This window comes from Pantoea sp. EA-12 (assembly GCF_030053355.1).
Classification (GTDB): Bacteria; Pseudomonadota; Gammaproteobacteria; order Enterobacterales; family Enterobacteriaceae; genus Pantoea; species Pantoea vagans_C.
The window spans coordinates 35,346-47,337 of the sequence record NZ_JASGBY010000005.1; the positions used below are offsets into that span (position 1 = coordinate 35,346).

Genomic DNA, 11,992 nt, shown 5'->3' on the forward strand with positions numbered 1-11,992 from the left:
CTATACAAATATGATATGGGTCTGCGGAGGAACAGATGGCAAAAATTAACTGGCGACATATCGAAATTTTCCATGCGGTGATGACCAGCGGCAACCTGACTCAGGCGGCTACGCTGCTGCATACCTCGCAGCCCACGGTCAGCCGCGAGCTGGCAAGGCTGGAACAACAGTTGGGATTGCAGCTGTTTGAGCGAGTGCGTGGGCGTTTACAGCCGACGGTACAAGGCTTACGGCTATACGAAGAGGTGCAGCGTTCGTGGTATGGACTGGACCGCATCATGGATGCGGCGGAAGGGCTGCGCCAGTTTCGTCAGGGCGAACTGTCGATTGCTTGTCTGCCCGTGTTTTCCCAGTCACTGCTGCCACCGCTGCTGCAACCTTTCCTGCAACGCTATCCACAGGTGAGTTTGAACATCATTCCGCAGGAGTCACCGCTGCTGGAAGAGTGGCTGTCAGCGCAGCGCTACGATCTCGGCCTGACCGAAACCCAACACGCGCCTGCAGGCACCGAGCGCCTGCCGCTGCTGACCTGCGATGAAGTGTGCGTGTTGCCGCCGCAGCATCCGTTGTGCCAGCGTGACGTCCTGACGCCACAGGATTTCCACGGAGAAAATTACGTCAGCCTGTCGCGCAGTGACAGCTATCGTCAGCTACTGGATTCGCTGTTTCATGAGCAAGAGGTTGAGCGACGTTTAGTGTTGGAGACGCACAGTGCCGCGTCGGTGTGCGCCATGGTGCGGGCGGGAGTGGGGATTTCGATTGTGAACCCGCTGACGGCGCTGGATTACGCCGACAGCGGAGTAGTGATGCGTCGTTTCAGCGTTGCCGTGCCGTTTACCGTCAGCCTGGTGCGGCCGCAACATCGTCCCGCATCAGCGTTGGTTGATCACTTCTGCGACCACCTGCAGCAGCAGGTGGCCACCTTTACTCAACGCATTGCCGATCGTCTGGTTTAAGCACGTACCGCTTCGCCCTGCCCGCCCGACTTGCGGAAGGTGATCAGACAGATGACCAATCCAACCACCGCCAGCGCCGCAGCCGCCACTGGCACGGCGGTCAGGCCATAACCTTTATCAATCACCGCACCACCGACCCAGGCTCCCAGCGCGTTCCCGACGTTGAACGCCGAGATGTTCAGAGTAGAGACCAGGTTCGGTGCCTCTTTACCGTGGCGCACCACGTTAATCTGCAAACCTGGCACGGTGGCAAAAGTCGCCATCGCCCACAGGAACAGGGTGATTTCTGCCAGCCACAGTGCATGGCTGGTCCAGCTGAACAGCAGCGAGAAGACGGCGATCAGCACAAAGCTCAGGATCAGGCTGAAGGAGACTTTCCAGTCGGCCAGTTTACCGCCCAGAATATTGCCCACGGTTAAGCCCGCACCAATCAGGAACAGCGTCCAGCTGACGCCACGATCGGTAATCCCCGTCACCTGCAACAACAGCGGCGCAATGTAGCTGAACAGGGCAAACATCGCAGCCGCGAAGAACACCGTCATCAGCAATGAAAGCCACAGTTTACCGTTGGCGAGGGCACTCACTTCACTCGCCAGGTGTACTGGTTTTTCTTCTTTATTGGTCGGGAGACTGACGATCAAGGCGATAAAGGCGAGGATGCCGATAATCGCGACGCCCCAGAAGGTGGCGCGCCAGCCGAACAGTTGACCAAACCAGGTACCAAGCGGCACGCCCAGCACGTTTGCCAGGGTTAGGCCGGTGAACATCAGCGCCACCGCAGAGGCCTGACGGCTGGGTGCCACCAGGCTCGCCGCCACCACCGAACCGATACCGAAGAAGGCTCCATGGCAGAGTGCAGTCACCACGCGCGCCAGCATTAACAGGTTGTAGGTGTAAGCCAGAGCACAGAGTACGTTACCGATGATGAAGATGATCATCAGCAGAATGAGCGTGCGTTTACGCGGCAGTTTGGCGGTCAACAGCGCCATGATCGGTGCACCGATGGCCACACCCAGCGCGTACCCGCTGATCAGCCATCCTGCTGAAGGAATCGACACCTGCAGATCACCCGCCACTTCCGGCAGTAATCCCATAATGACGAACTCCGTGGTGCCGATGGCGAACGCACTCAGCGCCAGCGCCAGTAATGCAACAGGCATAACACTCTCTCCTAAAATAATTATGCAGGCGGGCCGCACTGCGAATGCAGGACGGTTACAGCTGACGCTTAATAATATTTGAACTGCGTCACATTCCGATTAAAGCACAGCCTTGGCGGCTCAACCAGCCTGTGTGCTGCAAGGCATTTTTGCTTGCAACGCAATTATCCCCACGTGAAAAAGTGACCTCACCTGACCACTGAGACAGATCGCACTTTTCGCGCTACGCTTGATACAGATGTGATCGCTGTCACAGCGGCTCAGCTTTTGGCGAGAAATCAATCAGTAAAGGATGCGCGCGCATTGCCGATACCCCAATGGATTGCCCGGTAATGTGGTGTCAAAAATGCAGGGGGAAAGACCTATGCGATGGCTGATCGCACTGACAGTAAGTTGCTTAAGCGGCTGCTCGGTTGGGCATTATGAATACAGCTCGGAAGCGGCTAAACGCGTCGATATGACCGTGACCGGTATTCCCACCGTGCTGGGTATTGGTGCGCTGGGCACCACCATTCCTTTGACCCCCGAATACAGCCTGACGGCAGCGCACGTCGCGAAATACTCGATGTACCGGGTGAAAGCCTGGCATCCGGAGTGCGATATCGCCGTGGTGTATCACAAAAACAGCGAAACCAACCTACCCCCGCCCTTCCGCAACAGCCATATTGGCGACAACGTGAATCTCTACGGTTACAGCTTTATCTCTGCCATGCCGGTAGCCTCCAGCGGCAAGAATTTGATTAATACCACGCTGGCGAATGACTGGAATAAACCGAGTTGCGTGGTGGTTGCCGCCAATGCGGGTGTGGTGAAAGGCATGTCTGGCGGTGCAGTGTATAACGCCAGCGACGATACCTTAGCAGGAGTGATTGTCGGCTACAGCAGCCAGATCGATGACAATAAGACGGGCAAGACGTTGTACAAAGATGTCGCGCTATATGTGCCCTATGCGCGCTTTCAGGCGTGGCTGGATGGGGTAGTGAAATCTTGAGTTCGGTGCGATCTTACACTCTCACCTGAGCTATGCGGTCATTAATAAGGTCACCTAAATGGCGTAATGCTCGTCAGTTAGGAACTCAGGCTGCTTATTGATAAGTGGCCTGACTTTTCTGTGCGGGCTCTGCCGCCACTACTGCCCCCTCTGGGCCGTCCTCGGGCCGCTAACGCGGTACCTTCGACTTCCACGTCGTGCCGGACGGACCGTTCGCGGATGACCATCCATGGTCGGCCGCGAACTGCCCCACGCCTCCCCGCGTGGGGCTCCTGGCCCAACGTAAAAGTCTCAGCGCTGCGGATAACCCTGAGGGGGCAGCAGAGGCGTCAGAGCCTCAGGCAATGTGCCCTTTTTAACAACGCGCACTGAAGCTAATGAGCTGGCTGGGGTCGCACCGGGGCAGGCATCCGCAGCGCTGAGCTGAGCGAGTATGCCAGGAGAGCCCGCAGGACGCGGGCGAAAGGTGGCGCTGGAACATGGATGTTCCATCGGCACCGGTCCGTTAAGGCAGACGAGTGAAGTGAAGGCACCGCGTAGCGGCGCGAGGACCGCCAGCCCCGGTGCGGCCCCAGACGGCGTTATCGTCAGTCGCTTGGCTGACAAGCATTACGCGGGCACCCACGCCCCTTGCAGCTGCACCTGCGGGAAACCGGCGGTCAGAATGCGCAACTCGGCATCGCGCGGCGTGTTATCGCCCTGCCCTTGAATACTCACGATATCCTGCGGACAGGCTGAAAACGCCACAAAGCAATCCATCTCGGCGCGCAGCACAATGTAGTCGCCTGGCTTGGTCACCACCGGCAAGGTTTTCAGGGTGATGCCATCCGGCTGCACCTGAATATTCATGAAAATATTCAGTGACGCCAGATTACCGTGCGGTAAATCCACGCCCAATTCGCGCATGCCTTCGAACAGGTTATCGTGGCAGTTGCGGTGATACTCGGTACAGCCCAGCAGCTCATAACGACGCGCATCGCACGCGGCCATAAAAGAGTCATGCACGCCGGGTGAAGTATCCGCCACTAAGGTCAAAATCGGGTGGCGCTGGCTGGTGATAAAGCTGTCACCGACTTTGGGGTTCAGCCGTTGGTTCCACACGCGCGTGGCTTCCATACACATATATTCGCTGACGTCGTGCGCGTTGTAAGCCCAGCAATCCACCACCTGGGTGCCGTGGGTGTTGATCACCTGCACCGCTTCGCCTTTTTTCAAACGCACCGCTTTACCGTAGCGTGCGGGGATGGTGATCACTTCACGATGCTGAAATTCAGCCGACATAATATTCTCCTGATTAATGCTGCATGCCGCGACGATAGCGCGTCATGCGAGATTCAAGGCGGCGCGCCAGCCAGTCGATCAGACTGTTGAGCACCCAGTAACACACCGCCACAGTGAGGTAGATCTCCAGCGGTGCGTAGGTATCCGAAATCGCCTGTTTCGCGGCGTACATAAACTCCTGCACCGAGACGATTGAGAGCAGCGCCGAGTCTTTGATCAACCCGATCATCAGCCCCACCAGCGGTGACAGCATCTGCGGCAAGGTTTGCGGCAGCACCACATCGCGCAACTGCTCCGTGCGGCTCAAGCCCAGCACCCGACACGCTTCCCACTGCCCTTTCGGCAAGGCTTCAATCGCGGCACGAATCACCTGCGCGATATAAGGCGCGTAATAGAGCGTCAGCGCCAGCACGCCCACCACCGGCGATGACAGCGTGATGTCGTATTCCGGCAGCACAAAATAGAGCAGATAGATCACCACCAGCAGCGGCAACGCCAGCGTTAACCCGCTGTAGAGATTGAGCAAGCGCAGCCAGAAAGGCGAGGCGCGCATCAGCAGCAGTGCCATCAGTCCACCCCAGACCAGTGAACAGAGTGCGGCAACGATACACAGTTGCAGCGTGGCGATCAGACCATCGCCGAGCGAGGGAAGTGATGAAAGAATTGCCTGCCAATCCATTACGCACTCCTCCGTTTCACTTCCAGACGCCGTGCAGCGGCAATCAACGGCATGGCGATCAACAGATAACCTGCCGCCACCAGCAACAGCACTTGCGTGGCTTCATAGGTGCGCGCAATGACAATTTGCCCGGCATAGGTCAACTCAGTGAGTGCCACCACCGAGGCCAGCGGCGTGGTTTTCAGCAGAATAGTGAACTCATTGACCAGCATCGGCAGACTGGCGCGCATCACCTGCGGATTGATGACATACCACCAGGTCATAAAGCGGCTTAAGCCCAGGGTACGCGCCGCTTCGAGCTGGCCTCGCGTCACTAACGAGCGGTTCACACGCAAAATCTCCGCCACATAGGCACCGCTGTTGAGGCCGATGGCGATCACCGCGGCCAGCATCGGCTGACCGCCCAAGCCCAAACGAGGCAAGGTGAAAAACACCACAAACAGCTGCACGATGGCCGGTGTCCCGCGCATCAGGCTGACATATAACCGACCGATGAAACGCCAGATCCAGGCACGGCGCAGTTGCAGGAAGCAGCCGAGCTGCCCCATCACCACGCTGACTAATGAGGCCAGTACCGTCAGTACCAGCGTCATCAGCAGGCCGTGTCCGAGTTCCGGCAGCGCGGCCACTACCTGTTGATCCAGCCCCATGCGTTACTCCGCGTTAAAGTCGTGCAGGTTCTCGGCCACCGACAGCAGCAGCGGCGCCGGACGATCGTTGCCTTCAATGCCGGTATTGCAGGCGGAGACAATGAACTGGGTATCCATCACCACGCGGCAGGTGATGCTGTCACCGGCTTTGGTCAGGTTCGGCTCAGGCAGCAGGTCACCCGCACGCGTCAGCTTGACGTGCATAAACAGGTTGATGGGGTCCGGTAGCTTCGGCACCGCCATTCCCAGTCGCGCCAGCTCCGCGCTGACCGCTTCGAGGCAACCCTCGCCCTGATAGCCACGCTCGGCAAGAAACGCCGAGGTTGAGGCTGGCAGCAGCAGGTCATGACGTTTCACGCTGTCTTTACCCAGTACCATCATCGGACGGCGACGGTTGTTGACCAGACGCATGCCAGAACCCAACAGATAGCTGTTACTGAACACGCGGGTGTGATGTACCGACAGCCATACCGCCGGATCGGCCAGACTAAAACCAAACAGTGAGGCCACAGCGCCATCGCCCTGTGCGGTGATACGCAGCAACTGGCCGCGCAGCACCTTTATCGATCCAACGCTTCCCGGCTTTACCGTGACCGACGGTGCCAGCGTGCGCTCGGCGGTATCTTCAAAACTTTCACGCATTAACAGCATGATTCATCTCCTCAGCGTGAAAATGGTCACTCACCACGATATCAATCGGCGTGACCTGCAAACCGTTGCCCGGAATGATGTCCTGCGGGCAGGACGAGACAGAACAGATCAGATCGCACAGCGCTTCAAAAGTAATACTGTCGCCTGCTTTGCTGTTGGGATCGGTCACTTCCATACGACCATCGGCGGTGACCGGGCCGTTCTGGAACAGGTTGAACGGCTCTGGCAGTGAGAAATACGTCACGCCAAATTCTTTCATGCCTTCCAGCAGGTTATCCACGCAGTTGCGGTGCCCCTCGACACCGAAATCGACGCTAAAACGGGTGCGATCGCAAGCAGGCACGTTGGCATCGTGAATGCCGATGCTGTCGGCCAGAATGCGCAGCATCGGACGGTTTTCACTCGACCAGAGCGCATCGCCCGGCTTGAAGAACAGCGAACGCAGATGCTGACGGGTATGCACCGGCGACAGCTTTTCGTTCAGGTCATCGGCGTTCACCGCGACAAAATCGGCCGCCTGCTGCCCTTCACTGTCAATCACGGTAATAAACTGGCCCTTACGCACGCGGAAGGTTTTGCCATGGCCCGCAGGCACCGTCAGGTTGCACTGGCACATAATTACTCCTGAGGAATGAAATCGCTGGCGGGAACGGTAAAGGTGGTGCCGAGATACTGCTGTTGCAGTTTGGTCAGCTCACCGTCTTTCTGCATCGCCAGAATGTGGTCGCTGATGGCTTTGTTCAGGCTGCCATCTTCTTTGCGCGTAGCCCAACCCATCCACTGTGAAGGACCGACTTCGCCCACCTGTGTCACTTTGCCGCTGTATTTTTTCGCTACCGGCGCCAGCACCGAGATATCGTCATAGACGAAGTCAGCGCGTTTGGTCATCAGGGTGCTGACGGTCTGGTCCAGCGAATCCACGTTGATGATGGTGATCGGTTTTTTGCCCTCTTTCTTCAGCTGCTCATTGAACCCTTTCAGCAACTGCTCAGGCACGCTGGAAGTCTTCACGGCACCACGCAGGCCCGACAGGCTCTCTGGCGTCAGGGTTTTGCCGCTGAACGCTTTCGCCGCATCGTCACGCATTAAAACGCCGTTAACGGTTTTGCTGTAAGGCACGGTGAACAGCACTTTCTTCGCGCGTTCAGCCGTCAGGTTGAGAGAAGAGCCTTCTGCGTTGAACGAGCCGGAGATCAGGCCCGGCAAAATGCCGCTGAAAGCGGTTTTTTGAAACTCAACTTTCACGCCGAGATCTTTGGCGAAGGATTGCATGATCGCCACGCTGTAGCCGGTGATCTCGCCTTTGTCGTCGGTGTATTCGTATGGAGGAAAGGTTGGATCGATCCCAACGGTGATTTTGCCGCTGCTTTTGATGTCACTCAGGGTGTCGGCTTGCGCCTGTGCCATGGTGCCAACGGAGAGAAGTGCGGCGATCAGCAGTGCTGTTTTTTTCATTATGGTGTTTCCCTGGTGTTGGTGAAATGTCTTTTTCTACTGAGCATATTTTGTGCCAGTTTTTTCACCACACAGGAGCACACTCGATCCAGTTGAGTCTTTATTGAATAAAATCAGTGAGAAACAAATGTTTCTCTATACTAAATTTTTATTTCTTCGGTTTCACAGAAGGAGAAATGTGAGGAAAGAGCGCAAGCGTACGCGCACGCTTTTGGGGCAAGCTCTGGCGCAAGATGCGCCAGAATGGGGCGTTATTCGAGTTCGTCGAGGGATTGGTGCAACGCTTCGATTTGTGCGAGGTGGTCATTACTGGTTTTGCCCATTTGTCGGGCCACCAGTGAACAGAGTAGATTGCACACACCAGAGAGCGCGGCGGTGCTGTCGAAGATTAAACTGCTGTCAGTGTGGCAGCGTACCACCCACTGCGCGTGGCGTGCGGGTTTGCCAGAGAGCACATCCGCGATGTAGAGCATCGGCACGCCACGCTCTGCCAGTGCATTCATCGCCGCTTCCAGCGCGGGCATACGGCGGCGCAGTCCAACACAGATCACCACGTCTTGTTTGTTGAGCGCAGCGAGGTGTTCAGCCAGCGAGTCACCGGGACGAGGTAACAGCCGCACATCGGCATGGATATGCACCAGATCGCGGTAAATCAGCTGTGCGATAGTCTGGCTATGACGCCAGCCCATCACCACCACACGGCGTGCTTGTGCAATCGCGCTCACCGCCTGCTGCAGTTGTTCGCTGTCCAGCGTGCGATAGCTGTTGACCAGATTGGCGATTTCTCGCTCCAGATGCTGCTGCATGATGCTGGCAAGCGGTGACGCGGTAGGTACGGCTTGCAGATAAAGCGGCGAACCACTGCTCTGCATTTCACGTGCCTGGCGGCGTGCGGCTTCGTAGCTTTCGTAGCCCAGATGGCGAAAGAAACGCGTGGTGGTGGCCTTGGAGACCCCCGCGCTCTGCGCCAGTTCGGTGGCGGTGTTCATCGCCAGCTGACCCGGTGCGGCCAGCAGTACGTCGGCCAGTCGCTGCTCGTGGCTGGAGAGTTGATCCCAGTGCTGTTGTATCCGGCCCTCTAACGTTGCCGCTTTTGCACTCATGGTGATTCCCTGAAAATAAAAAAACTATCCTGCACAGAGCGTGCCGGGTTGTCATCAGGAATTTTGTTGGGGGTTTTGAGGAGGGTGCGTGCTGATGCCCTCACCCCGGCCCTCTCCCACAGGGAGAGGGAGAAAACCGCACAGCAATCAAAGAGAACTACTGACGGTCCCCTCTCCCACAGGGAGAGGGAGAAAACCGCACAGGAATCAGAGATAACTGCGGACAGTCCCCTCTCCCACTTGTGGGAGAGGGTTAGGGTGAGGGCAACCTGGTTTTATTTACCGGTAGGACGCAACGCTGGGAACAGGATCACATCACGGATGGTGTGGCTGTTGGTGAACAGCATCACCATACGGTCGATACCGATACCCAGACCTGCAGTTGGCGGCAGGCCGTGCTCCAGTGCGGTGACGTAATCTTCGTCGTAGAACATCGCTTCGTCATCGCCAGCATCTTTGGCATTCACCTGCTGCAGGAAACGCTCAGCCTGATCTTCTGCATCGTTCAGCTCGGAGAAGCCGTTACCGATTTCACGGCCGCCAATGAAGAACTCAAAGCGGTCAGTGATTTCTGGGTTCTCGTCGTTACGACGAGCCAGCGGTGACACTTCAGCCGGATATTCAGTGATGAAGGTCGGCTGAATCAGACTTGCTTCCGCGGTCTCTTCGAAGATCTCAGTGACCACGCGGCCCAGACCCCAGCTCTTTTCCACTTTGATGTGCAGCGACTTCGCAATCGCGACCGCTTTATCAAAGTCTTCCAGATCGTTCAGGTCAGTCTCTGGACGGTACTTTTTGATCGCTTCACGCATGGTGAGCTTCTCAAACGGCTTACCGAAATCGAAGGTATGGTCACCGTAAGGCACTTCCGTGGTGCCCAGCACGTCTTGCGCCAGGGTACGGAACAGGCTTTCGGTCAGTTCGATCAGATCTTTGTAATCCGCATACGCCATGTAGAGTTCCATCATGGTGAACTCTGGGTTATGACGTGGCGAAATACCTTCGTTACGGAAGTTACGGTTGATCTCGAATACGCGATCAAAGCCACCGACCACCAGACGCTTCAGGTACAGCTCTGGCGCAATACGCAAGTACATATCGATGTCGAGCGCATTGTGATGGGTGATAAACGGACGCGCAGACGCACCGCCAGGGATCACCTGCATCATTGGGGTTTCCACTTCCATAAAGTCACGGTTAACCATGAACTGGCGAATGCCGGCCATGATTTTAGAGCGTACTTTGAAAGTGTTACGTGAATCGTCGTTAGAGATCAGATCCAGATAACGCTGGCGATAACGGGTTTCCTGATCGGCCAGACCGTGGAATTTATCCGGCAGCGGACGCAATGCTTTAGTCAGCAGACGCAGCTCAGTGATGTGAATCGACAGCTCACCGGTTTTGGTCTTGAACAACTTACCGCGCGCGCCGAGGATATCCCCGAGATCCCACTTCTTGAACTGCTCGTTGTAAACGCCTTCTGGCAGATCGTCACGTGAAACGTAGATCTGAATCTGGCCACCGACATCCTGCAGCGTGGCAAAGGAGGCTTTACCCATGATGCGACGCGTCATCATACGACCCGCCACGCTCACTTCGACGCCGAGTGCTTCCAGCTCTTCGTTTTCTTTGGCGTCATAGCTGGCGTGCAGCACATCGGAGGTGGTATCGCGACGGAAATCATTGGGAAACGCGATGCCCTTTTCACGCAGCGCGCTGAGTTTTTCGCGACGCGCTTTCAGTTCGTTGTTTAACTCAAGGGCGGCATCAGCGCTCTGCGGTTGTTGTTCAGACATGTCGGTTCCTTATAACCCTGCTTTTAAACTTGCTTCAATAAAACGGTCGATGTCGCCATCCAGCACCGCTTGAGTATTGCGCGTCTCTACGCTGGTGCGCAGATCCTTGATACGTGAATCATCGAGCACGTAAGAGCGAATCTGACTGCCCCAGCCGATATCGGATTTATTATCTTCCGCAGCCTGCTTGTCAGCGTTTTTCTTCTGCATCTCATATTCGTACAGTTTTGCACGCAACTGCTTGAAAGCCTGATCTTTGTTTTTATGCTGTGAACGGTCGTTCTGGCACTGCACCACAATGTTGGTCGGCAAGTGGGTAATACGCACCGCAGACTCGGTTTTGTTTACGTGCTGACCACCCGCGCCCGAGGCACGGTAAACGTCGATACGCAGATCGGCTGGATTGATATCGATATCGATGTTGTCATCCACTTCCGGGTAAATAAACACCGAACTGAATGAGGTGTGGCGACGGCCGCCGGAGTCAAACGGACTCTTACGCACCAGGCGATGGACGCCGGTTTCCGTGCGCAGCCAGCCAAACGCGTAGTCACCGATGATTTTAATGGTGGCGGATTTGGTCCCAGCCACTTCACCGTCTGACTCTTCAATGATTTCGGTTTTATAACCTTTGGCTTCCGCCCAGCGCAGGTACATGCGCAGCAGCATGCTGGCCCAGTCTTGCGCTTCAGTGCCGCCAGAACCGGCCTGGATATCCATGTAGCAATCGGCGCTGTCATATTCGCCGGAGAACATGCGGCGGAATTCGAGTTCGCCCAGTTTCACTTCGAGTGCATCGAGTTCAGCAACGGCTTCGTTGAAGGTCTCTTCGTCGTCGGCTTCAACGGCCAGATCGAGCAAGCCCTGCACATCTTCCAGGCCTTGACGCATGTGGTCTAAGGTTTCCACCACGGCTTCCAGTGAAGCACGTTCTTTGCCCAGCGCCTGAGCACGTTCTGGTTCGTTCCAGACGTCAGGTTGTTCCAGCTCGGCGTTTACTTCTTCGAGGCGTTCTTTCTTGGCATCATAGTCAAAGATACCCCCTAAGAACGTCGCTGCGCTCGCTGAGGTCCTGAATACGATTTTTGACCGGATTAATTTCAAACATGGCTTTTCAGTCTTTTTTGACGAATCGGTGATAGGAGATAAAACGTAACGCGGTAGTTTACCCGAAAGCACGCTCAGTTTGTAGCATTGCTCCCCGGTTGTTTTCGGTCGCCATAAATGGCGCCCCTACAGATACCGGGGCATGTTGTAGGGTGCGCATTTA

The 11,992-nt window shown here is 56.3% G+C and carries 12 protein-coding genes; 2 read left to right on the plus strand and 10 right to left on the minus strand.

The window, feature by feature from the left end; all coding sequences use genetic code 11:
- Nucleotides 1-35 precede the first annotated feature (35 nt).
- Entirely contained in the window at nucleotides 36-956 is a 921-nt protein-coding gene (locus QMZ30_RS09200) for a LysR family transcriptional regulator (RefSeq protein WP_058969902.1), read from the plus strand.
- On the opposite strand, the gene QMZ30_RS09205 is transcribed toward QMZ30_RS09200, so the two are convergent.
- Nucleotides 953-2,116, minus strand: a complete 1,164-nt coding sequence (locus tag QMZ30_RS09205; protein ID WP_039329020.1) for an MFS transporter — start codon at nucleotides 2,114-2,116, stop codon at nucleotides 953-955. The two genes, QMZ30_RS09200 and QMZ30_RS09205, sit on opposite strands and share 4 nt — an antisense overlap.
- A 364-nt stretch (nucleotides 2,117-2,480) precedes the next feature.
- Here QMZ30_RS09205 and QMZ30_RS09210 point away from each other — a divergent pair, with 364 nt between their 5' ends.
- Nucleotides 2,481-3,107 carry a hypothetical protein gene (locus QMZ30_RS09210; protein WP_058969904.1) on the plus strand — a complete coding sequence of 209 codons (627 nt, stop codon included), beginning with the start codon at nucleotides 2,481-2,483 and terminating at the stop codon, nucleotides 3,105-3,107.
- Nucleotides 3,108-3,716: 609 nt separating this feature from the next.
- Here the strand turns inward: QMZ30_RS09210 and QMZ30_RS09215 are convergent.
- The 9 genes from QMZ30_RS09215 to prfB form a co-directional block, all read right to left on the minus strand.
- Nucleotides 3,717-4,388, minus strand: coding sequence for a DUF1989 domain-containing protein (locus QMZ30_RS09215; protein WP_058969905.1), 672 nt, complete (start codon nucleotides 4,386-4,388; stop codon nucleotides 3,717-3,719).
- A gap of 13 nt (nucleotides 4,389-4,401) precedes the next feature.
- Nucleotides 4,402-5,067, minus strand: coding sequence for an amino acid ABC transporter permease (locus QMZ30_RS09220; RefSeq protein WP_283227132.1), 666 nt, complete (start codon nucleotides 5,065-5,067; stop codon nucleotides 4,402-4,404).
- A complete protein-coding gene (locus tag QMZ30_RS09225; RefSeq protein ID WP_058969906.1) occupies nucleotides 5,067-5,717 on the minus strand; it encodes an amino acid ABC transporter permease in 651 nt (216 codons plus the stop codon). The genes QMZ30_RS09220 and QMZ30_RS09225 overlap by 1 nt, the downstream gene beginning before the upstream one ends.
- A 3-nt stretch (nucleotides 5,718-5,720) precedes the next feature.
- Nucleotides 5,721-6,368: an urea carboxylase-associated family protein gene (locus QMZ30_RS09230; RefSeq protein WP_283227133.1), complete on the minus strand. Its 648-nt coding sequence runs from the start codon at nucleotides 6,366-6,368 to the stop codon at nucleotides 5,721-5,723.
- A complete protein-coding gene (locus QMZ30_RS09235) occupies nucleotides 6,352-6,984 on the minus strand; it encodes a DUF1989 domain-containing protein (protein ID WP_058969908.1) in 633 nt (210 codons plus the stop codon). Before QMZ30_RS09235 ends, QMZ30_RS09230 begins: the two co-directional genes overlap by 17 nt.
- 2 nt (nucleotides 6,985-6,986) lie before the next feature.
- Nucleotides 6,987-7,823, minus strand: a complete 837-nt coding sequence (locus QMZ30_RS09240) for a transporter substrate-binding domain-containing protein (RefSeq protein ID WP_283227134.1) — start codon at nucleotides 7,821-7,823, stop codon at nucleotides 6,987-6,989.
- A gap of 251 nt (nucleotides 7,824-8,074) precedes the next feature.
- Entirely contained in the window at nucleotides 8,075-8,926 is an 852-nt protein-coding gene (locus QMZ30_RS09245) for a MurR/RpiR family transcriptional regulator (RefSeq protein ID WP_283227135.1), read from the minus strand.
- A gap of 275 nt (nucleotides 8,927-9,201) precedes the next feature.
- Entirely contained in the window at nucleotides 9,202-10,722 is a 1,521-nt protein-coding gene (gene lysS, locus QMZ30_RS09250; protein ID WP_039337247.1) for a lysine--tRNA ligase, read from the minus strand.
- 9 nt (nucleotides 10,723-10,731) lie between these two features.
- Nucleotides 10,732-11,830 (minus strand): peptide chain release factor 2 gene (gene prfB, locus QMZ30_RS09255; RefSeq protein WP_102135998.1). Its coding sequence is split into 2 segments (ribosomal slippage): nucleotides 10,732-11,754 and nucleotides 11,756-11,830, totalling 1,098 coding nucleotides; the frame shifts between segments, so codons are not numbered across the junction.
- Nucleotides 11,831-11,992 lie beyond the last annotated feature (162 nt).